Raw genomic sequence first — 26,975 nt, forward strand, 5'->3', positions numbered from 1 at the left:
GGATTGCCGCCGAGGTTTGGCCGGATTTGAGGGTATGCCCTGGCCGGACAATGGAACACCGATCCCGAACAAAGCCAACTGCAGATCAGGAGGATCGAATGAAAGCGGTGATTCAATGTGGTGGGATGGGTACGCGCCTTCGACCGTTTACATCGGTCCTGCCGAAACCATTAATGCCGATAGGGGCCCGGCCCGTTCTTGAGTTGCTTTTGAAGTGGCTGCGGCGCAACGGCATTGAAGACGTGTATATTACGACAGGGTATCTAGGGCATTTGATCCGTAGCGTCTGCGGCGACGGATCGCAATGGAACTTGAAGATCAAATATACCCAGGAAATGGAGCCACTCGGCACCGTCGGACCTCTCTCTCTGATTAGGGATGAACTGAACGAAACATTTGTCGTTCTGAACGGCGATGTCCTCACAGATCTAAGCCTGAGCCGGTTTGTAGCCGCGCACCGCTTGCATAGGGATCCCGTTACGATCGCCACGGCGTGCCGTCATATCAAGATGGACTTCGGGGTCATCGACGAGATCGACAATACCGTCCAGCTCTTCCGGGAAAAGCCGACGCTTTCCCATCTCGTCAGCATGGGGATTTACTGCATGAACCCAGATGTCCTGCGGTTCATTCCGTCCGGGATCCCATTTGGGTTCGATGACCTGATGCTGCAGATGATGCAGGGCGGCACGACCGTGCATGTTTACAAGCATGACGGTCTTTGGCTCGACATCGGTCGTGTCGATGACTTCCAGAATGCACAGGCAATTGCCTGGGAAGATCAGTCGTCCTCAATCGAGGTCGCGGCTGCCGCTGCAGCCGCATGAAAGTCTGATGCAGAGGTCTAGCCACTAACAAGGCTTTCAGGAGGTCAAGATGCTCTTGGTGAGCGCCCCGATCCTAGGCGTGCCAGAGAAGGCAGCCCTGTCGCAGGTGATTGATAGCGGCTGGCTTACGATGGGGGACAGGGTACGAGAGTTCGAACAGGCCTTTGCCAGCATGCATGGCGCGCGAGATTGCGTTGCGGTTGGTTCCTGCACCGCAGCGCTCCATCTTCTCCTCCATGCTTTGGGCATCGGCCCTGGCGACGAAGTACTGGTTCCTTCGCTGACGTTCGTGGCGACGGCGAATGCGGTGCTGTATGTAGGGGCGACGCCGGTCTTCGTCGATATCGAGTCCGTCGACGTGCCGTTGATCTCGGTTGCGGAAGCCGAAGCGCGGTGCACGACGCGCACGAAAGCGGTCATTCTCGTTCACTTCGCCGGGTATCTCCCCGATCGGGAACAATGGCAGCGGTTCGCCCGGCTTCGCGGGCTGCATATCATCGAGGACGCTGCGCACGCGCCCGGGCTTAGGGAAGTCGGGACCTTCGGCGCCGCGGCCGCGTTCAGCTTCTATGGCAACAAGAACATGACAACGGCCGAAGGGGGCGCCGTGATTGCACGTGACCCCGATCTGCTCGACAGGGTTCGCCTGGCCCGCGGGCACGGAATGACCACGGGGACGCATCAGCGGCTGAACAGTCGTACGCCGCAATATGATGTCACGATGCTCGGGTTCAACTACCGAATGGACGAGATGCGAGCGGCAATAGGGCTGGTTCAGTTGCAGAACCTGCAAGAGTGGAACGAAATCAGGCGTATCATAGCTGTCTTGTACCGACGCCTGATCGCGGACCGTTGCCCAGCCATTGTCATTCCATTTAGCGAACCCCGGACGTCGGCTTACCACATCATGCCGATCGTCCTGCCGCGCTACGCGAGCCGGCAGGATGTCATCGACGAGCTGCGGACACAGGGCATACAGACCACCATCCACTACCCGCCGGTGCACCAAATGACGTTCTACCGCGAGCGCTTTCCCGGCGTGAGTTTGCCCCGAACAGAGGATTTCGCTGAGCGAGAGCTCACAATTCCGCTGCACCCCCAGATCACTTCCGCCGCCGCCGAATCAGTCGTGGCTGCCCTGGCAGCCGCGCTCAAAACAGGCGCGCTCAAAGCAGGCGCCCAAAGAGGAACTGCTGCATGAATGCGTTAGACCCTGCCTTTCACCGGATGTTCGTTCCAAATCCTGATCACGGCTTTGCGAGACGCGCAATCGATCTTGCGGTGGCGGGCATCGCTACCGTCGCATTGGCGCCATTGATGCTGCTGATCGCCGGAGCGCTTCTGCTCGAGGGCGGTGGCTCGATCTTGTTCGCTCAGACCCGCATCGGGGCCGGCGGCCGAACCTTCCGCATGTACAAATTTCGCAAATTCGGTGTGAACTGCGGCTCTCAAGGCCTTGCGCTGACGGTCGTGGGCGATACACGCATGACCACCGTTGGCCGCTTTCTCGCAGCGACGAAGCTGGACGAACTACCGCAGCTGTGGAATGTCCTCAAAGGCGAAATGGCGATCGTCGGCCCACGGCCCGAGAGCCTGGCTTTCGCCGATTGTTTCCGGGGCGAGCTTAGGGCCGTGCTGCAATACAAGCCGGGCCTGCTGGGACCAGCCCAGGTCGTTTTTCGGCACGAAGCGCATTACTTCCCCCAATCCGTAGATCCGATCGTGTTCTACCGGGAGGTCATGTTCCCCGCCAAGGCAACACTGGACCTCTCATATTATCCGCGACGCACCATCGTCTCCGACCTCGCGTGGATGGTGCGGGGAGTGCTGGCAGTGGTCGGTTGGGTTCCGGTACCGCCGATCGACGTTTGAATATCCAAGGGAAGCGTTCCAAACAGCCAAGGGAATGCGCAGTGATGAGCTACAATGGAAAGAAAGTCCTGGTGACCGGCGCGGACGGATTCATCGGTTCGCATGTCACGGAGGCGCTTGTTCGCAACGGGGCAGATGTCACAGCCCTTGCCCTTTACAATTCCTTCGACAGCCATGGATGGCTAGACGATCTGCCGGACACCATCCGCAGCCAGTTGAGGCTCGTCCGTGGTGACGTCCGCGACAGTGCGTTCCTTAACCGGATCATGCGCGGCCAAGTCGCGGTTTTTCATCTGGCGGCGCTTATTGCGATTCCATATTCCTACGCCGCTGCCCAGTCCTATGTGGAAACCAACATCCTAGGCACGGTGAACGTCCTCGAAGCGGCGCGCCTATGGGAGACGGAGCGGGTGATCCATACCTCCACGAGCGAGGTCTACGGAACTGCCCAAACCATGCCGATCGGCGAAACACACCCCCTGCAGGGACAGTCACCATATTCGGCATCCAAAATCGGCGCCGACATGATGGCGGAGTCTTACGCCAGGTCGTTCGATGTCCCTGTGGTGATCATGCGACCCTTCAACACGTACGGCCCGCGCCAGAGTGAACGCGCCATCGTGCCGACCATTATCCGGCAGGTCCTCGACCCGAAATGTCCTGCAATCATGGTAGGGGATACCAGCCCGATCCGCGACCTGACCTATGTCGAAGACACCGCGACAGCGTTCCTGACCGCAGGTCTCGCCCAGCTCGAGTTCGGCCACGCCTACAACGCTGGCAGCCAACGCGCTGCGACCGTCTCGGACGTATTGGCCATTGTTCTTGAGTTGACCGATTGCAAAAAGCCGGTCCGTCGTGATGAAAGCCGCCTGAGGCCGCAAAATTCCGAAGTTCGCGCCTTGCTCGCCGACTCCTCGCGCTTTGAACGTGAGACTGGATGGCGGACACAGACCAGCCTGCGCGATGGGCTGGAGCGAACAATCACGTGGTGGCGCGAGCGCCTTAGTGAAGGCCGGGTACGGCGCGAAGTGGGTTACATGACATGACCCTGGGCGGCCGTCATGCGTTGGCGCTGTTGCTGGCTGCCGGTGCCATATCTCCCAACATCTACGTTGCCGGCGGCCGTCAAAGCAAGGCAGCGGAGGTGGCGGCCACAGCGGTCGTGAACAACCTGCCAGGCTATGTGCGCCAAACAAGGGATCCTTGGTCTGGCATGGTTTTCGCACGGATCACCAGACCGGGCGTTCTCGGCCGGGCGGGTGTATGCGGGAAGAAGTACTGCACCCACCGTTACTCAAGCGCACAGGCTTGGAATGCCGACCAGAGCCTGCTCCTGATCGCCAATGGCTGCGGTGGCCTGTGCTTTCTCGACGGACAAACCTACTTGCCTTTGTTCCACCGCAACCGCGCGACCGAATGCGAATGGCATCCCACTGATCCCGAGTTGATGATCTGCGTCGGGGGCCGGCAGATTGCGACATGGGCCCCACGTACCGATCATGAGGACGTCGTGTTCGCCTCCGGAGCGTACTCCAACCTCAAATTTGGACCCAACAAAGGCAATCCGAGCCGCGACGGCAGCCGGATTGCGGTGCGTGCAACGAACAATGACGGCCGAGCGGTGGTTTTTGGCTACGATCTCAAGCAACGGCGGAAATTCCCGGATATCGATCTTGCCGAATTCCCGGGAACGACCGGCTCCTGCTCGATCTCACCACTCGGAATCAACATAGTGTGTTCCCAGCAATTACCGGACGGAATCGAAGCGAGTTTCGTCTTCTCCATCGACGGCATATTGCGCCAGAAGTGGATGGAGCACCATCGACCGGGCCATGGCGACATGACGGTCGATTCCGACGGAAGCGAAATCTATGTCGGGATCAGCAAATCGGATCCTGACAAATATCAGGTGATCAAGCGCCGCTTGGCTGATGGCAAGGCTACCTCGCTGATGAAATATGGCGAGGCCATGCATGCGTCACTCAGGTCGCTCGGCAGGCCCGGCTGGGTGTTTCTGAGTTATGGCGGCACGCCAGCCGAACTATCGCAGCACCCGGATTGGGCGCCTTACGCTCAGCAAGTCATTGCTCTGCGTCTAGACGGCAGTGGAGAGGTCCGCCGTGTCGCAGACACGCACAACGCGCCCTTCGACTACTGGAGCGAGACGCATGCCTCTCCCTCTCCGGACGGCTCCCAGGTGGTCTGGTCCAGCAACTGGGGCGTGCCCGGTGGCCCGGTATACGATTTCGTTAGTCGTGTTGAATGGCCTTTGAAGCCGGTGTTTGACCGGAAGGAGATTGTCGCAAATGACCTTCAGTAGACGATACGTTCTTGGCGCAGTCGTGATGATGTCGCTAACCTCGATGGCTTGCGCAGGCGAGGTCGAGCCCTATCAACTCTCACCTGGCGATACGGTCGAGATAGGAATAGCGCCGATCCCTGATCGGACGCAGCGCGCCGTAGTCCAGATGGATGGCAATATCGCCCTTCCGGAGGCTGGAATGATCATGGTCGCAGGCCTGACGGCGTCCCAACTGCAAAGGCGCATGCAAGAGGTCTTGCCAAGCAAGATTTTTCACGTGCGTCTGACTGATGGGCGGGAGCAGACAGTTACTGTCGAGCCCGACGATGTCACAGCGATCATAGCGGACTATCGCCCGATCTATGTAACGGGCGATGTGCTCACCCCGGGACAACAGGCCTACCGTCCGCTCATGACTGTACGGCAGGCGCTGGCCGTTTCCGGCGGCTTCAGTCTTTTGCGATCACGGGCGGGCCAGGCCGGGCCTGATCCGGTCGATCTCAAGCGCGATTACGAAATGCTCTGGGGAGATTACACGAAAGAATACCTTCACGCTGCCCGCATTCGCGCCGAGCTTCAGGGCCAGGCGGATTTCGACAAGAAGACACCACAGGGATCACCTCTTTCGCCGAGCGTTGTAGCCGCGATGGCACAGGCTGAAGCAGAGGCGCTGAAGGTTGCGCTGAGTGATTTCCGGCAAGAGCAGGATTTTCTGGAGAAGGGCCGGACGGACGCTGCCGAGCAAATTGGCGTTTTGCAGAAACGCGAACGAGTCGAGGGCGAGAGCGTGAAGGCGGATGAGCAAGATTTGGCGCGAGTGACGAAGGCATTCGATGCAGGCAATCTGACCAACACCCGGCTCGCGGATGTCAGGCGCGCGTTGCTTTTATCTTCAAGCGGCGCGCTTCAAACCTCGGTCGAACTGATGAGGGCGCGGCGCCAGCAGGAGGACTTTGTCAGACAGCACGAACGCAACGACAATCAAAGGAGGATTGGCCTGCTGACGGATCTGAAGGACACCAACGCCCGGCTGGCGGATGTCACCGCCAGGCTCCATGCCGCCAGCGAGAAGCTGCAGCCGACCGGAGCATCCACACAGCCATTGCCGATTGCCGGCGAAACGGTACGGGCCCAGGTGACCATCGTACGCAAGATCGGCAATGAATGGCGCAAGCTGTTGGTTGACGAAGATGCGATTGTGCTGCCGGGGGATACTGTCGAAGCCAGATTCAGCAGTGAACTGCAAAGTGTGGCAGTCCAATAGGGCGTCAGCCGCAGTCCGTGCGGAGCTTACTGTTCTATCGGGGGGGCGAACCCAACTGAACGGAGATCCAAGGTGAGGCGCATTTTCAACCAGGGAGCGACCCTGACACCCTCAACGAACGCGGATCAGGTGACGCAGTCGTCAAGTTATGCTTTCCATATGCCGTCAGCGCGAATTGTGCGGTCCAGGTCGCGCGCCGGTGAGTCCGGAAATTGGCAGGAATTTACGTCTAGCAAGGAGAGCAATGCGCAGGGCGGCTTCGTGTCGGACGGCTACAGGACCAGCCATTGCGCGCCCGGCTACGGCCTACATTACAACAAAACGCACAGTTCCGGCTATTATGGCGCGCTTTGGGAGAACATCGAAAAGCCGCTGATCCTCGACGTTCTTCGCCCCTTGAGCGGAGCGAGCCGAAACTGCCTTGATTTCGCATGCGGAACAGGCCGCATCGCCGAGGTAGCCGCCGGCCTCTTCAGCGAGGTGGTTGGCGCCGACGTTTCCAGAACTATGCTCGACAGCGCTCAAGTACCGCCCAATGTGAGTTTGCGTCACGTCGACGTGACAAGGGAGCAGTTGGGTATGACGTTCGATGTGGTAACCGCATTTCGTTTTTTCCTGAACGCAGAGGATGAACTGAAATGGCATGCACTGAAAGCGATCAATGAGCACCTTAAAGATGGCGGGCGGCTTGTGTGCAACGTTCACATGAATGCGACGTCGCCCGTCGGCCTGGCGTGCCGGCTGCTCAATCGAGTGTCTCGACGCACCATTCGCAACACGCTGAGCGCAGCGAGGTTCAAGGCCCTCCTGACTGCCTCGGGATTCACCGTCGAGCAGACGATACCGTACGGTTACCTGCCTCGGCCGGGAAACCTGTTGCCAGGGTTCTGTGAAATGATGATGCAGCCTGTCGAGAAGGCCTGCAGAAGGCTTCGCGTTCCTGGCCAGCTGGCGCAACACTTCCTGGTTGTTGCGAGGAAGCGCTAAATCCCGAGAAAGCCCCGAAAACGGCAGGCAGCGGTTTTCTTGGGGTGGCTCGCCCGGCAATGAAGCCCGTCTAAATACGGTGGAACGGCAGTTTTCCCCCGATTTAATATGTGGGTTCCGGGTTTCTCGGGTCAGCGCCACGATTTTGCTACATTTTGACTAAAGTCCAATCATGTTAGTGGGGCGTAATATTAGAAGCTAAGGGGATACGCTCCTGAACAGCAAGAGATTGTCCGTGCCCAGTGGGGCCAGTGAGCTTGCGCAACGATCTCTCACGGGAGGTCGAAACCCATGAACCCTGGTGGAAGGAGTTCGTCGGATCTGCGAGGCGCAATGCTTGGGACCGTGCCTGGCCTGGTAGGCGTCGGCGTCTTCTCGGCAGTCATAAACCTTCTCGCCCTGACCGGCTCGGTCTATATGCTGCAAATTTACGATCGCGTTTTACCTTCGCAGAGCGTTCCGACGCTTGTCGGGTTCACGATCGGAATGCTGGGTCTTTACACTGTCTACGGGCTGCTGGATTTCGTGCGGCTGCGCCTGCTGGTTCGAGTGGGCAATCGTGTCCATAGGAATTTGAAGCAGAGGGTGTTCGGCCTCTCACTGTCCTTGCCGCTCATTGGCGGGCAGGATGCGAACCGGATACAGCCCCTCCGTGATCTCGATCAGTTACGCGGCTTCCTTTCCGGAATGGGGCCGACTGTCATCTTCGACGCTCCGTGGATTCCATTTTACCTGCTGATCATCTATTTCCTGCATCCTGCGCTCGGTCTGTTGTCCACAAGCGGTGCGATCATTGTCGTGCTGCTCACGGTCATGGCGGAAGTTCTTGGCCGCACATCGGTGACACGCGCGTCCGAGACGCTGGTGTCGCAACGCAATCTCGCCGAATCCGGACGCCGCAACGCGGAAGTCGTACGCGCGATGGGCCTTTCCGCACGGCTTGCCCACCGCTGGGGCGAGATCAATAACGCATATCTGCGGCACCAAGAGAGGCTTTCCGACGTCGTCGGCGCCACCGGGGCACTCTCTAGGGCACTGCGTTTGGCCTTGCAGTCCTGCGTTCTTGGACTGGGTGCCTACCTGGTGATAGGAGGCGAAGCCTCGCCAGGCGTGATCATCGCATCCTCCATCTTGCTGGGCCGCTCATTGGCTCCTGTTGACGCCGCTATCGCGAACTGGCGAGGCTTCGCCGCGTTCCGGCAAAGCTATTCGCAACTGGCAACGGCCCTGGCCGCTTTTCCTGACCGGGACGAACATATGGAACTTCCGCGCCCCCAGGCGGAGCTTGCGGTCGAGGACCTGACTATAGCGCCACCGGGCCAGCAAAAACCGACGGTAGCCAATGTCAGCTTCCGCCTGGCTGCAGGGACGGGAATGGCCGTTGTCGGCCCGAGCGGTTCTGGCAAAAGCACGCTTGTGCGCGCGCTGGTGGGCGTCTGGCAGCCACTTCGCGGCACGGTGAGGCTGGACGACGCCTCGCTTGACCAATGGGACCAAGAACACCTTGGCGCACATATTGGCTACCTGCCCCAGGACGTCGAACTGTTTGATGGAACGGTTGCCGATAACATTTCGCGATTTGGCGGGAAGGGCGACGCCAAGGGCGTGCTTGCAGCTGCCAAGGCAGCGGGCGTCGACAAAATGATCCTGCGATTGCCGAACGGTTTTCAAACACGCATGGGCGAGGGAGGAACAGCCTTGTCGGCTGGACAGCGGCAACTCGTCGGGCTTGCCAGGGCACTTTACGGCGATCCGTTTCTCGTCGTTCTGGACGAGCCGAATTCAAATCTGGACGTCGATGGCGATACCGCCTTGGCCGGCGCGATCCTGGCAGTGCGCAGACGTGGAGGCATCGTCATCGTAGTTGCGCACCGTCCTTCTGCCCTTACCAACATCGACAGGGTACTCGTAATGTCCAATGGGATGCTTCACGCCTTCGGCTCACGCGAGGAGGTCCTGGCCAACGTCATCCGCCCCTTTGCTGCGCCTGTTGAACGCCCGGCAGCGGCCGTCGCGATGCACAAAGGGGTGAGCGGTCACGCATGAGGAATATTTTTTTGTCTGAGGCGACGATGGCTCCATCGGCCCCGATCGGCAATGGGAGCCGGCGCAACGCGATGATTTCGGGCACGCGCGATGGAATCGGGGCCAACCTGATCCTGGGTGCGGCGGTCACGGTTATGTTGCTTGCCGGCGGCGGGCTCTGGCTCGGACTGACCAAGATTGCTGGCGCGGTAATTGCGCCGGCGACCGTGGTGATCGAGAGCAACATAAAGAAGGTCCAGCATCTGACGGGCGGCACGATAGGGGGCATCTTCGCGCAAGATGGGGATCATGTACGGGCCGGCGATGTGATGGCACGATTGGACGACACGCTGACACGGGCCAATCTGCAGATAATTAGCAAGGATCTTGATCGGGCAACGGTTCGGCTTGTGCGGCTGGAGGCAGAGCGGCAAGGCCTGTCGGAGATGCAGCTTCCGTTCAGCCTTCAAGCGCGAATGGGCGAGCCGGAGCTGGCTGCGCTGGTGAACGGTGAGCGCACGCTGTTCGACAGCCGCGCTACGGCCCTCAAGGGGCAGAAGGCACAGTTGCAAAGCCGCTCAAAGCAACTCGAACGCCAAGTTGAGGGCCTCAAGGCGCAACAGACCGCGGAAGAACAATCCGTGGTCCTGCTGGATGGCGATCTTGTCGATGTACAGGCGCTTTTTACAAAGAAACTGGTGTCCAAAGAGCGACTTAGCAACATCAGACTGGATGCCACCCGGGCGCACGGAGAATCAGGGCGCCTCGCGGCGGCAGTTGCCGAGGCGCAGGCCCGGATCAGCGAGACCGAATTGCAGATTCTTCAGCTCGATGAACAAAGGCGTAGTGACGTGACGAGCGAACTTCGTGAAACGGAAGCCAAGCAAACCGAACTCAGCGAGCGTAAGGTTGTGGCACAGGACGAACTGGCCAAAACCACCATCCGCGCTCCGCAATCGGGAACGGTACAGGAATCTTCCATTCACACGATCGGCGGCGTGATTGCCGCGGGCGAGGTTCTCATGATGATTGTCCCTGACACCGGCAACCTTGTCGTCGACGCGCTGATTGCGCCGTCGCGCATAGATGACGTTCGTCCAGGTCAGCGGGTCTCGATCCGGTTTCCGGCTTTCGACGCCGGCACCACGCCTGCCTGCCAAGGGTCTGTCAAGCGCATCTCGGCGGACCTGATAAAAGATCAACAGCGCCAGCTTTCTTATTTCTCGGCGCGCATCAATGTCGAAGACAAGTCCACCTGTCTGACCGATGCCAAAGTGCTCAAACCCGGTATGCCAGCGGAGGTTCACATAAGTACGGACGAACACAGCGTCTGGTCTTATCTGCTGAAGCCGCTTACCGACCAGATGTCGAGGGCTTTCCGGGAATGACATGGCGGCTGTGAGCGGTCGACCGCGGGAACACGGCAGGCGTGCTTGCTGACATATTAGGGTAGGCGACGTGATGCCAACAGGGGTGACGCCTGCGGCCGACGCGCGAGGCTCGTCTGGGACATTGTCCCGGCTACAAGGATGCCCCAACAGGATTTTCCTGGCCGCCTCACCAAGTCCTGCCCCGACAACAGCGTTAGTGTCCTGTCATCTTTTGCGCAACAAACAGCGCATACCGTTCCACGATCATCGACATGGGCAATTGCCTCACGAGGAGAGGTTCTTTGCTCCTACGACGCGGCGAGGGCCCTGCGGCGGACACGGCGTGCGGCATGCACCGTTCGGTCTGCAGTCACCGCTACATTTGCCACGTCAGATGTATGCGGCAAGGCGTTCGCGCTTCCATGCGACCTCTTGTAGGGCAGCAATTCCCTGACCCGAGCATTGACCGAGGCAATCTCGACCCGCAAGTCCTCGCATTCCTGCCGTCTCACATCGAGTTCAATCTGATCGGACGCCTGCTGCATGGACAGCTGTGCAAAATCTGCGGCGATCTTGGAAAGGTTCACCTTGTTGGTTTCGGCCTCCTCGGTGAGTGCGGCCAACCTTTCGTCGGTCACCTGTTTTTCGGCCAGGGCGTCGCTCCATTGTAGCTGGAGCCTGGCGATCTCGGCCGCGGCCTCGTTGTTTGCGTTTGAGGCGAGTTCGAAGCGCGATTGGAGACTTTGAATTTCTGAGCGCAATCCTCGGTTCTCAGCCTGGCAGCGTTTAAGCTCGCCATCCATGTCCGCCTGCATAATCCTGGCTGCTTCGGTCACCTCCCATAGCTTCGCCTGCGCAACCTCGAGTGAGGTGTGCAATTTGATTGCCTCTTTTTCGCTCTTGCCGAGCGCACTCAGCATTTCGGAATTTCGCGCAGCTTCGTTGGCATGGATCGTGGAGAAGGCATCCAGCCTATGCCGTGCCTCTTCCTCCCGCTTCATGGCCTTTTCCAGGTCAATAGACAGGCTCACATTCTTTTCACGCAGCTGTTTGTTCTCTCGGGAGCGCCTGTCGGCCTCGACATTTGCGGCGGCAAGCATGTTCGTGAGGTCGCCAAATTCCGCTTCGTTCTTTGTGGTGGTGTTCGCCGCTTCGACCAGCTCCAGCCTTGCCGCGGCCAACGCGCCACGGAGCACTTCACACTCCTGAACAAGGCTTGCCTGGCGCTGCTGCAATGTCTCGACGGTGCCTTGACGCTCACAGTACCGTCTGTTCAGGTCATTGAGTGTTTCCGACAAGTTCCTTTGATCTGCGATCAGATTTTGATTCGCCAACTCCAGTTCGTTGGCACGGAGAATGTCCGCGTGAAGGATGTGAAAAAACTCGAACGTCAGTTGACATGTGCTTGTAATTTCGGAGATTTTTGCGTTGATCTCCTCGAAATGGAGCTTGGCATCGTGGAACAAGCCGTTAAACGAGCTCACGGCAGCAATTCGGCTCTGCGTATGTGAGGTCATCCGATGCGCTGGTATCGGCGAGCTATCATCGTCGTCGCCGGCACCGTCCTCGCTTGGTACGCTGTCATCCTGTTCGTTGTTGTCGCCTGCCGTGTTTGGCACGTCGGCGACATCCTCCAAATCGAGGCACTGGTCGACAGCGTTAGCCAAGTCAGCTTCGAGATCGTCGAACGACCTCTCCACATTGTCCTCGGCGCGTCTGATCAAATCCCTGAACTTCATGACTTCATCCCCTGCAGCCGCATGCCCGGAACCATTGAGGCACGAGGACTGAGATGCTTTTGTATCGAGAGCTCAACTCAGCGTCTTCGTTCAATCAAACGATGCCAGGGCGCCGGCGCCGCGAGGAGCCGAGAGCTGCGATTGGAAGGCCCTACATCGGTCTAGGTGCCTGCTGACTTATTCTTGAGGACTGCGCGACTCCCCTTCTTGCCATCGTCTTGGCGTCGATGGTGTGTTGCCTGGGCACATTAACGCTCAGGTGCAGAAGCCCCGACGAACGGCCCGGCACAGCCTCTTGTGGGGCGCATCAGGCGGCCGGGCCTAACCGGCGGTTGAGTGTTTTGGTTTGCCGGCTGACTCACCATGCGACCTTGGCGAGGCAAGCGCATCATTCGAACGAATTGGGGACCGGCCGCCTGGCCGCCCAATCACACTAAGCTTCCGTTGCCGGAGCTGGCGACGAGGTGCTTTGCCTTGAGCCTTGGTATCTACATACGAAGCGGCAATACGCGCCGGTGGAGCAGTGGTCCGACCCGTCAAACAATCGCTGCAAAATGCACGACAGAAAATATCCGAGTACATTCTCAGTGCAGCGGTAGGAGATCGAACGCGGGCGATCTTGCTGAATTCCCCAAACAATTTCGGCGGATATGAGTTCGGCAGGGACGATCTGGAAACAATTGCCACATTTGCCGAGCGGCACAATCTATGGATCATCAGCGATGAGGTTTACCGCAGCACAGTGTTCGACGGCGAGTTCCCTCAATAGCATCCATTCCCGGAATGAGAGAGCGGACGATAATTGTGAACAGCCTGTCGAAGTCTCATGCAATGACCGGCTGGAGGCTAGGGTGGACGCTTGGGCCGGTCTCGGCATCAGGTCATTTGGAAAATCTTGCGCAATGCATGCTCTTCGGATCGCCGACCTTTATTCAAGATGCCGCAGCGGTGACTCTCGATGAGGCGGTGACGCAGAGATGCGTTTCTTTTCGGACGCCCTTCTGCCGTTGATGTTGACCATTGCTGTGCGGATGTTCGCCGGGATATGCGTGAACCTTATCGTCCGCTGCGGCGCTCAATTTGCTTGGGGTTCTTGGAACCGTTCCGAACTTTCTCCTTGCGCCTCCGATCGAGTTGCGCGTGCTCATGCGGGGCGCTGAGGTGTCTCGATCCGCAGTGGCGCGGCCATTATGCGACGAAGCCTATTAGCTTAGTTGAAATTTGTCCCCAGCGGACGGGAACGACGCTTGGCCGTGTTAGTTGATGTGAATGGAGCAGCTAAGAAAAGATCTGGCATTGCTTACGCGACCCGGCTTCTGGATAGCTTTCGGCATTTTGTTGCTGCTTTACGGGATTCAGGTCTTTTTTCTAATTCGGGCATGCCAATGCCTTTAGCCTGGAACATCGATCGCCCTAGCTGGAACGCGGTCTGTCCATCTCCCGGCGGCTGCGCCGATAGCGTTGATCAACGATATATTTATTTATAAGCCTGCTATTCCCGGGGACGCCGAGGTTGGCAGCGCCTGCATCGTTGATTACGCACGTGGCGCTCCCCTCAAGGTAGGTGGTTACCATTCTCGCGCTGCCGGTGAGCATTGGAGCCCGCACTGTGTTGGACGTGCGCTCATGCGTCGGGAAATTTCTTATAGACAGGGGAGGGTCTGTCAGGCTGGAAAATCACAAGCTGCCCCGCGAATGAGGAAGCAAAAAAGGTGCAAGACCAGATCGATTTCTTCCGGGCAACTCGGTCCTCGCATCATCGCCGATCAGCGGCCGTGCCGCCGAGAACCAAAATGCGCACGATCTCAGCCGGTCGGCTTCGACAAAACATGCGGACTACCGGACGGGGACAGTCGGTGCCGCGTCCCGTTCTGTGGCCGGCGCTATGCTGACGCTCCTACGGTATCCCGTTCACCGCCCGCGGCAGGAAGGCGAATTTCCTCCGTCCTGCGCGCAACAACCGTCCACTGTTGCGGCCGCACGCAGGACTGCGGCTTATACGCCGTTCTTCCTTTGAGCGGCGTCCAGTTCGCAGGGCTAAATCACCATTGGTATGCAGACGAGCCTCTCGGCGTCTGGACAGAGATCAATTGCGCTTTGCACCAGGGTTCCTGGATCGTAAGCTCCAAACACGCTGCAGTCGCCTGATATGGTCCACTACGTTGGCCGGCTCATACGGCTTCGCAAGGTGCGGGCCTTCCTGACAAAGGTCGCCCGCCGCGATCGCAGTTCGTTCTACTGCGGCAGAAAGCACTATTTTGACCTCGGGCTTGTTCTCGCGAACCCACTTCGACAGTTGGAACCCGTTCATGTTGCCCGGCAGGTCAACGTCACACAAGACGGTGTCCACACCGAACTCCGCATAGTTCAACGCTTGTTGCGCCTCACGTGCGAAATGGGCCTCAATCACCCTGTAGCCACAGTGGCGGAGATAGTCCGCGATGACGCATCGGGCGATGACGTCGCCGTCAACCACGAGGATCGTTTGGCTCTGTTGGTTCGGGGCTTCCATTGACGGAGAACGGTCAGCAACCGGCAGGGTTCCACGCATCATGACCTGCGCGGGATGCCGACCGAAGATCGCGGCGATCCTGCACGAAATGATCCCTGCCGGCGGGCGCATTCAATTCAGAGGAGCGATGCCGCACTGGTGACGCCGTTTGCCACCTGGTCGACGAGACGGGCTAGAAGGCATGGTCTCGAAGCTCAAGGGGCAGTCCATATCGCAGCGGCAAACGAGCGCTTGGCGCAAGATCAAGTGCTTTGAGGAAAAGGAAATGCAAATCATCGGTGCACAGCGCGAGCGCGGCAAAGCTACCCAGGTGATCATGGCTGAAAAGGGCCTCTACAAAGGCGGCGCACTCGTCAACTTCAATGCCGCTGAGCGGCAAGCGCTTTGGGATCGTGTCCAGGGCAAGGTTGGCGGCCCGGTCCCGAAGGGACATAAAAAGGAAAAGGCCGAGTGGCTGAAGCCCGGACTGGTTGGCTGGGTCGAGACCCTCAAAGGCGAAGAGAAGCTGCGGCACGCAAGGCTGCTGGATTTCCGGGAGAAGAACGGAAATGGCCGTAGCTAAAAAGGACCAGGAGCGCGTCACCTATGCATGGATGTACGGTGCGCAGTCGCGCAAGGATGGCAAGGAGCGTGAGGTGCCATTACTGGCAGGAATATGCGGAAGCATGGCTGCAGGGCTTTGACGGTGTGGCGATGGACGGTTTTGGCAAGACCAAAACCGTCAACGACGAGATGGAGGCCGAGGTCGACGAAGCCGCCGTCGAGCGGCCCGACGAATAGCCATTTTGCCACGTGCCGTATGTTCGTTTTTGATTGAAGAAAGGGTTTCGGCGGGCCTATAAAGATTGCGTTTACCATTGCCTTTTTTGGGAGGATGCGATGGTTGCAGCGCCCATAGATATCGCTCAAGCGGCCACTGCGACTACGGCTACCTTGCTGAAGTGGCAGAAGTCCATGGAGGAACGCGCCACGTTTCGCCAGAAATGGATCAATCGCGCAGGGCGATTCAAGCCTCACGCGATTTGCTGAAGCGCCTTCGCCAACGTCATCGCGACGACATGGCGGAAAGTTCGGAAAATGCCGACCCATCTACTGCGCCGATATCGCAACGCGCCGGCAGCTAGCGGGAGGCGACCAGAGCCGATGTGATGGGGAAAGTTTCACTGGCCGTTCCTTGGGGGGCAGGCAAGTTAAACTTTGTCAACGAGCGGCCTTTTTCGCGCTCGCGGAAGCGCCACGTGGCTTTCGACCAGGCGCACGTGCTCGGCCTCGACAGTCACCAATGGCCGGAGGCTGACGGTTACCTTGTTCCCGTCGATGCGTGTATAGGGCCGATCAATTCCATATGCTGGCCAATCACAGCCTTCGAAGCCGAATCGACAACAGAATGCGGGAAGTCGTAGGAGGGGATCGTCACGCTCATGCGATCGGGCGTCACCCGGCCGCGCACAATCGCCGTGACTGCGACCTCGTCGCCAACTTTGATACTTCCCCGAGCCATGCCCAAGACTTTGGAGCAGCCGGCGCCGGCGTCAAGATGAGGGGGAGCTAATAAAACCCCTCCGCGCCGCGATTGTGACGCGGGGCGATCCGATCGCCGCCAGCGACTTAGCAGACCAATTGACGACGGCGGCCGAGAAGCCTGGCATCCCTGCCGACCAAATCAACGGCGAAATCGAAAGCGTCTTCGAACTGCTCTTAGAGGTGATGCGGCGCGAGAGTTGCGCGAGGAGAACCAGCCCGGAGGCTTCTCCGGGGCTGTGCCGGTCCTGTCCCGTTCCACTGGATGAACTTCGCCCTCTGGCCGGTGATGGTCTCGATCGACTTCAACAGGGGTCCATGGACCTTACGTAGAGCTTGGCAGTGCTCCCTGTGGTACGCCAGGAGCGGCCCGGCGATGCTCTTGTGCAGCGCTTCGGCTGCCGCCAGGCGCTCGATTTCAGCCCGGGAAAGCTGTTCGGAAGGTTTGTTCTGGCCATTGGCGCTCTCCATTGAGGGCGTCGCCGCAACGAGGACCATAATTCTACATGCCAGGCCGTCTGACAAGCGCCTCGCCGGCCTTACCTGAAGGAAGACGCAGGGCCACGGCGCCAAGCGGAGCCATCAGGAGCAACCCGCAAAGATGAGCAACGGCAGGCCCGGCGACCTCCTTTGGCACACGGGACAAACAAGAAGGGCGCCGAGCCTTACCGGCGCTGCTTTGTGAGGGAGACGACGCCGGATGATGAGAGTATGCGATCATGCTAATGTCTGCGAACCATGCGAATGAAGGAAAGCCGCGTGGCAGTGCCAATCAACGACGTTGAGACCAAGGTCGGCGGGTGCGATCAGGTTCGGACCATGATGACGGGCTGGCGGGCCTGCACATGGTGGTGGCTACCGCGCTACCGCCTTGCTTTGCGCCAGCCGGCGGCCCATGCCTCTGCCTCGCTGCACAGCCAGCGCTCGCTGTACTGAATCTGATCGTCGTCTTCCAGTAATGCTCCTGCCCTGGAACGTGATAAATCGCTCGTCGGTACTGGTGGAAATGTTGCCCTTGATATCGCAGCTCCCCGCGCCGGCCGTGCGGGTGCCACTCAGCCAGCCAGCTGGGATGAGCCGGTCAGGGAACCATCACCAGCGCCGGCAGATATTGCCGTCGCCACATCCACCGCCCCTTTGCGTTCTTGCGCCAGCGGTCGGCCTGATCCGCACCTTGATGACGCTGGACTCTGCCCACGCCCTCTCCCCCGAGTGCAGAATGCTTCCAAAGCGGTAGCGAGTCCAGACCGAAACATTAGCGCCGACTAACGGTTATTTCGGCAGTGTTCCGAACCGTGATTGGTAGAGCGTTGGTGGCGCCCTCCTAAAATATGTGGTCGGACGTGCTTTAGAAAGCTTCGCCCCAGCAGGGGCGTGCTTGACGATTTCGGCGAACAGAAAAAGTCGCCGGCTCCGCCCGACCAGGCCGGGAGGCGGTCTTCATGGCCAAGCCTAAGGCCATGCGCGAAATGATCTTGCGCGAATGCAATGACGCGGCAATGAGCAAGCCCTACGCCGAGTTCTGCGCCGACGTGAATTCCCTCCGCGGAATGCAGTAGGTCATTCACGGCGCCGCGCAGTTTGACGACGATGGTGGGCAAATTGCCCTCATCACAATGACTGTCAGCTTCCGCAGGCAACAGCGTAGCCAGCGGTGACCGACGCCGGCCCAGAGACTCCCCAGGCCGCTCCTCGCCAGCCTACAGGCGAGCAGGCCGGCATCGGTCAGTAAGGTCCCGTAGGTGTGCAATATATCGTTCACGCCACGAATTGCGGACGTTCGAAACCGGTGATTGGCCATTTCGTGTGACCAAATTCCGCGACTGTTTACTTGCGATCACAAGGCCCCGCAACCTGGAGGTTCCGAAGCGCCATACTGGAGTACCATTGGCGTGGTCACGCGATTTGAACCCGACAACGGTGCTTGAACCAGACCAGGTTAAACATCCGTTATCGTTTTGCGCCAGAAGCGGCCAGTCAGCTTCCGGCCAAATGCGGCAGCGCTCATATTACCATGGTCAAATACAGCTCGCATGAAACTAGTTGTCTTCTTGGTCCTTTGGTTCGCCAGACCATACGAGAGAATACGAGAGAAACGGCTTGGCGAACTATGAAATCCAACGGATCTACGCTCCCCGTCATTTCCTTCGCGAGCGTCAGACGCTCCTCCAGGCGCTGCTCACGCTCCTCGTTCGTGCACTTGAGGCGCTCATGCGCATCCGCGAAAAGGCACTCTGCCGTCAAAGCCTTTCCCCACTCTCGATAATTTCCGCAAGCTGCCGCTGGCTATCGGCGGTTCGTTGATGCGCAAACTGTGACGGCGGTCGTTACCGTGGCTCGAGTGTCAGCAGATGTGGTAAGGCTGATTGTCGACGAGTAGCAGAGGGGTCCAGCAACAATGACTTTGAGACGAACCAGAGCTTACGGCGGATCCGGCTTGGTTCTGGCGGTTTGCACTGTATTGGCTTGGCAAAACGCCACCGCCGCTCAAGATTGCTACGCAGCCGCGACGCCTGGCGTCAATTGGCAGGAGTGTGACAAAAAGCTTCTCATCCTAGAAGGACAGGACCTGAGCGGGGCAAACCTGTTCGGTGTTGATTTCACTTCGACCGACCTCAGGAACAGCAATCTCCTTGCGGCAAATTTTGAGAAGGCAACGCTTGTGCGCGCTTCCCTGGCCGGCTCGACCGCCAAAGGCGCCCGGTTCGACAAAATCGAGGCTTACAGGACCGACTTCAGCCATATGGACGCGCAGGGCGCTGTGTTTGCGGGCGCGGAAGTGCAGCGCTCGAATTTCCAGGACGCCAATCTGGTCAATGTTGATTTCACAAAGGCGGAATTGGGGCGTGCGCAGTTCCATGACGCCGATATCAGCGGCAGCCACTTTTCGTTTGCCAATCTCGCGCGGGCGGACTTCCGAGGAGCGAAGTTCACCGCACCGATAGACTTTGAGGGCGCTTTTTTCTTTCTGACCCGTATCGAGGGCCTCGATCTATCCAATTCGGCGGGTCTGTCCCAGTGGCAGCTCAACATGGCTTGCGGGGACGCCCGGACCGAGTTGCCTTCTGGCATGACGAGGCCAGAAAATTGGCCCTGTCAATTCCAGCAGGAATAGCCCGCCCGTCCGCTTCCCGCCCAAAGGCTGCCGGGCGGCAATGCGCCTCAATGCAGTCCTCGGCCGCGGGTCAAAGCACGACACTGCGGGACATTTCCGGCAATCTCATTTACCGGCGAACGACAACGACCAAATGGAGGACGGATGCCCAAGGTCAAAGGTAGTACCGCTCTGGACAAGGAGCGCGCCAAAACAGAGAAGCTCCTCAAAAAGGTTGGATACACAGCCTTGAAGGAGGCCGGTGTGGTATCCAAGCGACCCGACCTCCCAAATCTAAAGATTGAAAAGCGAGGGAAGTAGCGCGGACACTCCCATGCTGACCTGACCGAAGGCACGCCCAAAATGTAGACGTCTGCTTTGCCTTCTCAAGCTAGGAGTGTGCAGGCGGCGCTTGCGACAACCACAAAGCGGACTGCTGGGGCCGGAAGAAGCTGTCGTATTTCCGCCCCGGTGCGATCCGATACTTCACAACTTTTTCACTTTCCAATTGGGGGGCCATAGCAAATGAACGAAGAGACCGGCGTTCAGAAGTTGGTGCGCACGCTGCGTGCTCGAGCACCTGATGACGCAGCTGAATTGCTCGCTAGAGAGTCTCCCGAGTTCATCCGCGACACACTAAAGCTGTTGCCGGACGGGCACGCCCGTAAGGTGGCCGAGCATTTGCCACTGCATATGCGGCCCATCAGCTCTCATGACGGTGAGATGGGTTTCGCGATCCCCGAGTCGCTCGTCGACGTGATGGACCCGATCCCCGCCAGCGTTCCTGTCGGGACGACGGTTGCTGCCGCGGTGGAAGCTGTCAGAGGCGCCCAGGTGCCGACCGAGCTCACTTATCTCTACGTCACGGACGAGGGCAATAGACTGGTTGGGCTGGCGGTCCTGCGCGATCTGATGCTGAGCGAACCCGATGCGATTGTCGATCACATCATGCTGCCCAGGCCGTTCGCTCTTGATGTCGGTCTCTCTTTGAGTAACGCATGCAAAGCGGCGGTACGGCGTCACTATCCTGTCTATCCGGTGGTGGATGCGGAGAACCGGCTGCTCGGGCAGGTTCGCGGCTGGCGATTGTTCGAGCAGCAAATCATCGAGATTTCCGCCCAGTCTGGACAGATGGTAGGCCTCCAGAAGGAGGAGCGCTCTTTTACGCCGCTGTTTTCAGCCTTCCTGAAGCGTCATCCGTGGCTGCAGTTGAATCTCCTGACGGCCTTCATGGCCGCATTCGTGGTCAGTTCGTTCACAGGCACGATCGAGAAGATCGTCGCTCTGGCGGCGTTTCTCCCAGTCTTGGCCGGGCAGAGCGGAAACACCGGCTGCCAGGCACTGGCTATGACGCTGCGTGGCCTTGCCCTGGGGGATGTGGACAAACGACCGAAGCTGCACTTGGTGATGAGAGAGGGCGCGCTCGCGGCCGCCAACGGCGCGCTCGTCGGCGTTGTTGCGGCTGCGGCGATGTGGTTCTATGCCTCGAGGCAACCGGCGTCGGCGGCGCAGGCGCCGATGCTGGCACTTGTGATCCTGCTTGCCATGTCCGGATCGTGCCTCATGTCCGGCATCTCCGGCGTGCTGATCCCGTTGGGCCTGCGCCGGGTAGGCGCCGATCCGGCGGTCGCCTCGGCGATCTTCCTCACCACCGTGACCGATATTGTAGGCATGGGCCTGATGTTGGGGCTGGCAACCATGCTCGTGCTCTAGACTAGCAAGCTGCGTGCGGTGACGCGTCCCTGGGAGTTGGGGCAATGAGCTGACCTCGCGTTCAAAGAAATTGCAAGACCCGGGCCGAATCGCACACGCGTCGTGAGAAGCACCTTCCGGCAGCTCTCCGGCCTCTTGCGAAACGCGACGGAAGGCCTTTGGAAAAGCCGTGGGTGACCTTGAAGCCTGGTGACCAGATACGCAGAATCGCCCACCCAATATTAATCTTGTCGGCTGTGCGATCCACTACTGATGAGATTTGAGTTTGTTAAGCCTTGGGCCAAATACTTCAATCACGTGCAGCAATGTCGAGAAGAGTTTTTGACAATCAGCGCATCCGAAATAGGAATAAACCCGATATCTTGTTGCGCAGCTGCAACAGCTGCTGAGGACTCGCATAAGTCCGGCGACCGTTCAGTCGCCTTTTTCTTGCAGTCGTGCTAAATCTCTCGCACTAGTCGGGTTTGGGGGTGGGTTCTCGGCATGCAATCTTCGTTTCGAACGATCTTCGGCGTCGCCGCAGCGCTGCTTTGTGCCGGCGTGTTGCCGGCCGGCGCACAAGGTCTTTTTGGGGCCTATGACGATGCGTTTGCGGCCCGCATCGCCAGTCCGGCCGACAACGGAACGCTCGCCCAATTCGTCACGGTTGCGGTCAATGCTGGGCAATACGATCAGGCGATCTCCTCGATCGAGCAGTATCTGATCCAATACCCGCGCGATGCGCGCGCCCGGCTTGCGGCCAGCCGGTTGTATTATCATGTAGGGTCCTATGAATTGGCCCGGCGGCAGGTGCAGTACGGCATCGAAGTCGGAGGTCTGACCGCAAGTGAGCAACAGGAAGCTGTTCGCCTGCTCGCCCGCATCGAGCGCGCGTTGCGTGGCGTCACCTGGGAACTCGCCCTGACCGGCGGCGTATTCAGCGCATTCACCGATTTTGAGCCAGGCGGGGCGCAGGACGACGACAGCTTCGTCTCGCCTTACGGGCAGGCGGAAGGTTTTGTGCGGTGGGACCTCGGCACGCCAAGTGCCGACGCGCTCGTTCTTTCGGGGTCGTTGACCGCGACAGAGCGTCTCTTCACGGAAGACCTGTCGGTTCCGGGTGGCGAGAAGACTTTTATCCACGGCAACGCAGCGATTACCTGGGACAAGGGACTGCCCAACAGCGGGATCGATTCGCTGCGCCTGCTGCTTTCCGCGTTCACCGTTACGGATCGTTTCGACAGCGATATTTACGAAACCGGTATCGGCCTCAGTGGACGTTTCGTCGTTCGCCCGACGGTCGAGACGACGCTCTTCGCCGGTGGCGGCTACATCGATCTAAGCGCCTCGCAAGGCGTTTTCGCGGATAGCAGGGTCTTCTATGAGGCAGGCGGCAGCTACCGCTTCCGCAATGGCCAGGCGCTCGGCTTGCGCTTTGTCGGCTCGAATGACTTCGCTTCCGGATCGGGCGAAATCAGCCGCAGCTATACGGGCGAGGTCCGCTATGGCGGCCTGTTGATGAACGTATCGGATTTTTTCGCATGGTCGCACCAGATCGCCTTATCGGCCGGCCACAGCGACACTCCCGATCTGTCCGTCGGCATCGGCACAAATATCAAGAGCGACTTCTGGCGCATTGCCTCGGAAAGCGATTTTCAGCTGACGGAAGCGCAGAAGATCAGCGTCGATCTCGCCTACCGCAAAACCAACTTCGCCCTCGCCAACCGCGACCGAAAATCGTTCGAAATGCTCATGAGCTATACGTTGACGCTCAATTGAAAGAGGCCGCGATGAGGTATCATCAGATCGTCATTTTTATCGCCTGCCTCGCCTTCGCGGCACCATCCGCTGCTGAGACGGTCGGGTCGATGACGGCCTATCAGACCATCATCGTCCGCAATAACGGCGGGACGATGAACGTTGGCGCCGGCGTCGAACTCGGCGACCAGTTGCGCAGCAATCCCACCGGTCTCGGAATGCTGGTGTTCCGGGATGAATCGAGCGCCAAGATTGGTCCAAACACCAGCCTGACCATCGATGAGTTCGTCTACAATCCGGGCTCTGGGTCGGGAAAGATCGACATCGGGATGAACAGCGGCCTGGCCCGTTTTTATGGCGGCCAGGTTTCGAAAGGGGGCGTCATGCAGGTTGCGACGCCGCACATGGTGCTCGGAGCGAGAGGCGGCATCATCGAAGTGCTGGTGGCAGCCGGCCAGACCGTCGGCATATTGCGCGCCGGCCGCATGACCTGCACGATCAATGGCAAACGGCTGGTCATCACGAACCCGGGCTACGCCTGCACGTCGGACGATGGCAAGCTTCTGGCCGGCTACGGCGGCATCGACGCCTTCCCGATCTTGGACAGTATCGACCGGATAGCGGGAACCGGCCTGCCGGGCGCACCGGGTCCTGGGTTGGACGTAAGCGCAATTTGTGCGTCGGCTCTAGGCTCCTCGATCAAAGTCTGCGGGTCCAGGGACGGCGCACTGCCAGGAGTGGTCATGGAATTCCCTGACAGCCCAACGCCACCTGCGGGCAGCGGGGGCCGGCGGGGCGAGTGTGAGGGTGAGGGTTGCTGCTACTACTACAACTGCGATTAGGCCTGGCTGCACGAGATGAGCCACTCGGTCGGTAGGCGCTGGGCTGATTGGCGGCAAGCCGGCAGGCGCAAAATATCCGGCCTTTTGGTCGTGCTCCTGCTGCTCGCTTGCCATTTGGCTTTTGACGGGCCGTTGTCGCGCCTGCGTGAGCGGACGTACGACTTTTATCAGTTTCTCGCCCCACGCCAGGCGACGAGCAATCCTGTCGTGATCGTCTCGATAGACGACGACAGCCTCAAGGCACATGGGCGATGGCCCTGGAACCGTGGCCTCTTGGCGGATCTGGTCGATGGCATCACGCAATCCGGCGCGGCGGTGGTCGGGCTTGCGCTGGTACTCCCCGAGGCTGACACCTCGCCTGAGGGCATGGCCGGAGACAAGCGCCTGGCAGCGGCGCTGTCCAAAAATCGAACGGCGCTTGCCGTCAGCCTGGGCAATGAAGCGACGGTTTCAGAAGCAGAACCCAAAGCCGGCTGGTCGATCGTCGGGCAAGTACCCGATACACTTCCCGGCTTCACCGGTCTTACCGGGTCGCTTGCCGAATTCTCGAACGCCGCCGCAGGCCTCGGCGTGATTCGCACCTTGCCCGATCCCGACGGCGTACTGCGCCATGTGCCGCTGCTCTGGCTTCGCAATACCCCTCAACGCGCGCAGCTGTGGCCGTCTTTCGCACTCGAGCTCCTGCGCCTTTACGCTGGACAGGACGGTTACACAGCCCGGATGAATGCAGCCGGGTTCGACGCACTCAGGATGGCAGGCGCCATTGTGCCGCTCGAGCCGGAGGGGAGCATCCGCCTCTGGGAAACCGCCACGGACACGCCTCGCCTGTCTGCCAGCACTATCCTTTCGGGCCATGGCGATCCGCGGCTGCGGGACGCCATCGCCATTGTCGACCTGTCGGCTGTGGGCCTGACGCAGTACCTGCCCACGCCGACGAGTCCAGCGCGACCAGGAGCGGAGATCCACGCCGATGCGATCGGCCAGATGCTTGCCGGGCGCTTCCTGGCAGAGCCAGCGCACGCGCGTATGCTCGAGCGGCTCTGGTTTCTCCTCAGTGCCCTCGTTTTCATCGGGGTTTCCGGAGTGCTCGCCGGGCGTGTCGTGCTTGGCGCCATCTCCCTGGCGCTGCTGGCCCTCACGCCGTTCGTGTTCGGCGCTCTCGAGTACAGCCTGCAGGGTGCACTCTATGACCCGCTGCAGCCGGCGCTTGCAACCATCATGGTTGCGGGCTTCGAAGGCTATGTCCTCTACAGGCGCAGCGAGCAGCGCCGGTCCACCCTGACGCGACAGTTCTCCCAATATCTGTCGCCCTCCGTGGTGCAGCGCCTCGCAAGCTCGGACACCGAGGCAATCCTGTCCGGCGAGAAGCGCGAGATCACAATTTTGATCAGCGACATACGTGGCTTCACGACCATGAGCGAACAGCTCGACACCCAAGAGATCGCCAAGGTGGTCAACCATTTCCTCGGCATTGCGACCGATGAGATCCTCAAGCGCGACGGCACCATCGACAAGTTCATGGGCGATGCGGTGCTGGCCTTCTGGAACGCACCGCTAGATCAACCCGATCATCGTGAGCGTGCGCTCGACGCGGGCCTGGCCCTTATCGAGCGGGTGAGGCGCGAAGACGCCGCCTTCACCGCGGATGGCCATCGCTCCATCGAAATCGGCGTCGCCATCGAGACCGGCATCTGCTCGGTAGGCAATTTCGGCTCCGAACGGCGCTTCGATTACACCGCGATCGGCTCCCCCGTGAACCGCGCGGCACGGCTCGAATCGACGACCAAGAAGCTGGGCATCCCCCTGGTGCTTGGACCCGGCTTTGCGGCAGCAGCATCGATGCCGGTCGTCCAGGCGGGCGCCTTTGAGCTCCAGGGTTTCAAGGGCGAGGTGCCGGTTTTCACCGTTCCGGAGATGCAAGCTGCTCAACAAGGTATGAGCCGCGAAGTAGAGAGCCAACGTGGTGAGCAATCTGGCGCCCCCGCCATGGTGGTTGGTTCGCCGCCATCCGTGCAAATGGCGCCGCTTGACCTGACACCCCGAACCCGGAGCATCCGCTGATCGGATCCAGCGGATCGCAAGATGCAATTGTCACGGGCACAGACGGACATCTTGTTTCGGCGACCATCGAGGGATGCGACGGCTTGCGTCACTCGTCCTTGAAAGTCACCTTCATATGTTTGTGCACCATTGAGGCGAGGTCCTCGGCATCCCAGTTCGTTAGCCTGATGCAGCCGTGAGAGAAGGTCTTCCCGATCTTGCCGGGTTCGGGCGTGCCGTGAATGCCGTAGCTTTCGATGGAGAGGTCGATCCAGATTGATCCCACGGGATTGTTAGGGCCGGCAGCAATGGTGAAGGGCCGCTTGGTTTTGACTCCCTTGAATGCAAAATCGGGATCGTAGTGATAGGTCGGGTTGTGCACCACCCTTTGGATCTCTGCCTGCCCACTTGGTGCCGGCTTCTCGTCGCTCCCGATCGAGGCAGGGTAGACGGCAAACGCTTTATTGGAGGGGTCGAGCACGCGCACCTGATGAGCGCCTTTGTCGACTTCGACGCCGGCAATGGTGGCGGGAGGTTCACCCCGGCCAACATCTGGTACCAGCAGCGTGGTTCCAGCTTTCCTGAATCCGGTGCCTGGGTTTAGCCTCCTGAGCAATGGTTCGCTCACATGGAAGCGCTCCGCCAGCTTCTCGATCGAGTCGTGATAGCCAAGCCTTCTCAGGCGAGCCATCCTCTCCATGCGCCCCGGAATGCGTTTGGTGAAGGGGCCGCGTACATCTTTGCGGGTCAGTTCATAGGTGACCAGAGCTGGGCTGGTGGAGGTTGCCATCAGCTTGTCCCAAGTCGCCTGGGTGAGCTTGCCATCTGGCGCCAGTCCGTTCGACGCCTGGAAGGCCTTGACCGCCTTGGCGAAGTTCTCTCCAAGGCGGCCGTCGATGAGCCCCGGTGAGAAGCGCGCACGATCCAAAAAAATTTGCGCCTTCAGCACGGCAGGATCGAGCCCTTTCGGACCGCCGGCGGAGAATTGCGCCTGATTTACCGCGGCTAGATCCAGCTTGGCCGCCTCCGTCCCGCCGCATGCGAAGGCGAGTGCAATGGCGAGGAGGAGAAGGAGCCTGATCATCGATGTCACTCCTTACGTTAAATCGCACCTGATCTGTCTCTAT

At 59.6% G+C, this 26,975-nt stretch carries 22 protein-coding genes; 19 read left to right on the forward strand and 3 right to left on the reverse strand.

Annotated elements, in window-relative coordinates; genetic code table 11:
• The first annotated feature begins 98 nt into the window (after window positions 1–98).
• From NKI15_RS07535 to NKI15_RS07575, 9 genes are all read left to right on the forward strand, one after another.
• Window positions 99–827, forward strand: coding sequence for a nucleotidyltransferase family protein (locus NKI15_RS07535; RefSeq protein WP_023706591.1), 729 nt, complete (start codon window positions 99–101; stop codon window positions 825–827).
• Window positions 828–876: 49 nt separating this feature from the next.
• Window positions 877–2,028 (forward strand): DegT/DnrJ/EryC1/StrS family aminotransferase, encoded by a 1,152-nt coding sequence (locus tag NKI15_RS07540; RefSeq protein ID WP_023706592.1) that lies wholly within the window; start codon window positions 877–879, stop codon window positions 2,026–2,028.
• A 26-nt stretch (window positions 2,029–2,054) separates the two neighbouring features.
• Entirely contained in the window at window positions 2,055–2,699 is a 645-nt protein-coding gene (locus tag NKI15_RS07545) for a sugar transferase (RefSeq protein WP_023670905.1), read from the forward strand.
• 44 nt (window positions 2,700–2,743) lie between these two features.
• On the forward strand, window positions 2,744–3,748 hold the full coding sequence (locus NKI15_RS07550) for an SDR family NAD(P)-dependent oxidoreductase (RefSeq protein ID WP_023748029.1): 1,005 nt from the start codon (window positions 2,744–2,746) through the stop codon (window positions 3,746–3,748).
• Window positions 3,745–5,022 carry a hypothetical protein gene (locus NKI15_RS07555; RefSeq protein WP_023706594.1) on the forward strand — a complete coding sequence of 426 codons (1,278 nt, stop codon included), beginning with the start codon at window positions 3,745–3,747 and terminating at the stop codon, window positions 5,020–5,022. Before NKI15_RS07550 ends, NKI15_RS07555 begins: the two co-directional genes overlap by 4 nt.
• On the forward strand, window positions 5,009–6,268 hold the full coding sequence (locus NKI15_RS07560; protein WP_023706595.1) for a polysaccharide biosynthesis/export family protein: 1,260 nt from the start codon (window positions 5,009–5,011) through the stop codon (window positions 6,266–6,268). The genes NKI15_RS07555 and NKI15_RS07560 overlap by 14 nt, the downstream gene beginning before the upstream one ends.
• 72 nt (window positions 6,269–6,340) lie before the next feature.
• Complete coding sequence (locus tag NKI15_RS07565; protein ID WP_023706596.1) at window positions 6,341–7,255, forward strand: class I SAM-dependent methyltransferase; 915 nt, start codon at window positions 6,341–6,343, stop codon at window positions 7,253–7,255.
• Window positions 7,256–7,588: 333 nt separating this feature from the next.
• A complete protein-coding gene (locus NKI15_RS07570; RefSeq protein ID WP_023706597.1) occupies window positions 7,589–9,301 on the forward strand; it encodes a type I secretion system permease/ATPase in 1,713 nt (570 codons plus the stop codon).
• Window positions 9,302–9,372: 71 nt separating this feature from the next.
• On the forward strand, window positions 9,373–10,668 hold the full coding sequence (locus NKI15_RS07575) for an HlyD family type I secretion periplasmic adaptor subunit (RefSeq protein WP_348524481.1): 1,296 nt from the start codon (window positions 9,373–9,375) through the stop codon (window positions 10,666–10,668).
• A 290-nt stretch (window positions 10,669–10,958) separates the two neighbouring features.
• Here NKI15_RS07575 and NKI15_RS07580 read toward each other — a convergent pair whose 3' ends face one another.
• Window positions 10,959–12,389 (reverse strand): coiled-coil domain-containing protein, encoded by a 1,431-nt coding sequence (locus NKI15_RS07580; protein WP_023706599.1) that lies wholly within the window; start codon window positions 12,387–12,389, stop codon window positions 10,959–10,961.
• A 481-nt stretch (window positions 12,390–12,870) separates the two neighbouring features.
• Here NKI15_RS07580 and NKI15_RS07585 point away from each other — a divergent pair, with 481 nt between their 5' ends.
• Both NKI15_RS07585 and NKI15_RS07590 read left to right on the forward strand, forming a co-directional pair.
• Window positions 12,871–13,158, forward strand: a complete 288-nt coding sequence (locus NKI15_RS07585) for an aminotransferase class I/II-fold pyridoxal phosphate-dependent enzyme (RefSeq protein ID WP_084013535.1) — start codon at window positions 12,871–12,873, stop codon at window positions 13,156–13,158.
• 14 nt (window positions 13,159–13,172) lie between these two features.
• Entirely contained in the window at window positions 13,173–13,400 is a 228-nt protein-coding gene (locus tag NKI15_RS07590; protein WP_084013534.1) for an aminotransferase class I/II-fold pyridoxal phosphate-dependent enzyme, read from the forward strand.
• A 1,075-nt stretch (window positions 13,401–14,475) separates the two neighbouring features.
• Here the strand turns inward: NKI15_RS07590 and NKI15_RS07595 are convergent.
• Window positions 14,476–15,012, reverse strand: coding sequence for a response regulator (locus tag NKI15_RS07595; protein WP_245260964.1), 537 nt, complete (start codon window positions 15,010–15,012; stop codon window positions 14,476–14,478).
• 70 nt (window positions 15,013–15,082) lie between these two features.
• On the opposite strand from NKI15_RS07595, the gene NKI15_RS07600 reads away from it, so the two are divergent.
• From NKI15_RS07600 to NKI15_RS07640, 8 genes are all read left to right on the forward strand, one after another.
• Entirely contained in the window at window positions 15,083–15,463 is a 381-nt protein-coding gene (locus NKI15_RS07600) for an ATP-dependent DNA ligase (protein WP_050596043.1), read from the forward strand.
• Window positions 15,464–15,531: 68 nt separating this feature from the next.
• A complete protein-coding gene (locus NKI15_RS07605; protein ID WP_245260474.1) occupies window positions 15,532–15,681 on the forward strand; it encodes a hypothetical protein in 150 nt (49 codons plus the stop codon).
• 1,485 nt (window positions 15,682–17,166) lie between these two features.
• Window positions 17,167–17,358: a hypothetical protein gene (locus NKI15_RS07610; RefSeq protein ID WP_023670919.1), complete on the forward strand. Its 192-nt coding sequence runs from the start codon at window positions 17,167–17,169 to the stop codon at window positions 17,356–17,358.
• 1,462 nt (window positions 17,359–18,820) lie between these two features.
• Window positions 18,821–19,537 carry a pentapeptide repeat-containing protein gene (locus NKI15_RS07620; protein WP_023704577.1) on the forward strand — a complete coding sequence of 239 codons (717 nt, stop codon included), beginning with the start codon at window positions 18,821–18,823 and terminating at the stop codon, window positions 19,535–19,537.
• A 504-nt stretch (window positions 19,538–20,041) separates the two neighbouring features.
• Window positions 20,042–21,229, forward strand: a complete 1,188-nt coding sequence (locus NKI15_RS07625) for a magnesium transporter (protein ID WP_023707691.1) — start codon at window positions 20,042–20,044, stop codon at window positions 21,227–21,229.
• 540 nt (window positions 21,230–21,769) lie between these two features.
• Window positions 21,770–22,987, forward strand: coding sequence for a tetratricopeptide repeat protein (locus NKI15_RS07630; RefSeq protein WP_198020998.1), 1,218 nt, complete (start codon window positions 21,770–21,772; stop codon window positions 22,985–22,987).
• Between the two features lie 11 nt (window positions 22,988–22,998).
• Complete coding sequence (locus NKI15_RS07635) at window positions 22,999–23,808, forward strand: FecR family protein (protein ID WP_023748040.1); 810 nt, start codon at window positions 22,999–23,001, stop codon at window positions 23,806–23,808.
• 15 nt (window positions 23,809–23,823) lie between these two features.
• Window positions 23,824–25,869, forward strand: coding sequence for a CHASE2 domain-containing protein (locus NKI15_RS07640; protein ID WP_352885964.1), 2,046 nt, complete (start codon window positions 23,824–23,826; stop codon window positions 25,867–25,869).
• 88 nt (window positions 25,870–25,957) lie between these two features.
• Here the strand turns inward: NKI15_RS07640 and NKI15_RS07645 are convergent, their stop codons facing one another.
• A complete protein-coding gene (locus NKI15_RS07645; RefSeq protein WP_352885965.1) occupies window positions 25,958–26,932 on the reverse strand; it encodes a L,D-transpeptidase family protein in 975 nt (324 codons plus the stop codon).
• Between the last annotated feature and the right edge of the window lie 43 nt (window positions 26,933–26,975).

Source organism: Mesorhizobium sp. M0862, assembly GCF_040319795.1.
Classification (GTDB): Bacteria; Pseudomonadota; Alphaproteobacteria; order Rhizobiales; family Rhizobiaceae; genus Mesorhizobium.

Bases quoted from the DNA above. Each gene is read 5' to 3' on its own strand.
- NKI15_RS07535 (WP_023706591.1), top strand. From the start codon at position 99: ATGAAAGCGGTGATTCAATGTGGTGGGATGGGTACGCGCCTTCGACCG.
- NKI15_RS07540 (WP_023706592.1), top strand. From the start codon at position 877: ATGCTCTTGGTGAGCGCCCCGATCCTAGGCGTGCCAGAGAAGGCAGCC.
- NKI15_RS07545 (WP_023670905.1), top strand. From the start codon at position 2,055: ATGTTCGTTCCAAATCCTGATCACGGCTTTGCGAGACGCGCAATCGAT.
- NKI15_RS07550 (WP_023748029.1), top strand. From the start codon at position 2,744: ATGAGCTACAATGGAAAGAAAGTCCTGGTGACCGGCGCGGACGGATTC.
- NKI15_RS07555 (WP_023706594.1), top strand. From the start codon at position 3,745: ATGACCCTGGGCGGCCGTCATGCGTTGGCGCTGTTGCTGGCTGCCGGT.
- NKI15_RS07560 (WP_023706595.1), top strand. From the start codon at position 5,009: ATGACCTTCAGTAGACGATACGTTCTTGGCGCAGTCGTGATGATGTCG.
- NKI15_RS07570 (WP_023706597.1), top strand. From the start codon at position 7,589: ATGCTTGGGACCGTGCCTGGCCTGGTAGGCGTCGGCGTCTTCTCGGCA.
- NKI15_RS07575 (WP_348524481.1), top strand. From the start codon at position 9,373: ATGATTTCGGGCACGCGCGATGGAATCGGGGCCAACCTGATCCTGGGT.
- NKI15_RS07580 (WP_023706599.1), bottom strand. From the start codon at position 12,389: ATGAAGTTCAGGGATTTGATCAGACGCGCCGAGGACAATGTGGAGAGG.
- NKI15_RS07590 (WP_084013534.1), top strand. From the start codon at position 13,173: ATGAGAGAGCGGACGATAATTGTGAACAGCCTGTCGAAGTCTCATGCA.
- NKI15_RS07595 (WP_245260964.1), bottom strand. From the start codon at position 15,012: ATGCGCCCGCCGGCAGGGATCATTTCGTGCAGGATCGCCGCGATCTTC.
- NKI15_RS07600 (WP_050596043.1), top strand. From the start codon at position 15,083: ATGGTCTCGAAGCTCAAGGGGCAGTCCATATCGCAGCGGCAAACGAGC.
- NKI15_RS07610 (WP_023670919.1), top strand. From the start codon at position 17,167: ATGAAGGAAAGCCGCGTGGCAGTGCCAATCAACGACGTTGAGACCAAG.
- NKI15_RS07620 (WP_023704577.1), top strand. From the start codon at position 18,821: ATGACTTTGAGACGAACCAGAGCTTACGGCGGATCCGGCTTGGTTCTG.
- NKI15_RS07625 (WP_023707691.1), top strand. From the start codon at position 20,042: ATGAACGAAGAGACCGGCGTTCAGAAGTTGGTGCGCACGCTGCGTGCT.
- NKI15_RS07635 (WP_023748040.1), top strand. From the start codon at position 22,999: ATGAGGTATCATCAGATCGTCATTTTTATCGCCTGCCTCGCCTTCGCG.
- NKI15_RS07640 (WP_352885964.1), top strand. From the start codon at position 23,824: ATGAGCCACTCGGTCGGTAGGCGCTGGGCTGATTGGCGGCAAGCCGGC.
- NKI15_RS07645 (WP_352885965.1), bottom strand. From the start codon at position 26,932: ATGATCAGGCTCCTTCTCCTCCTCGCCATTGCACTCGCCTTCGCATGC.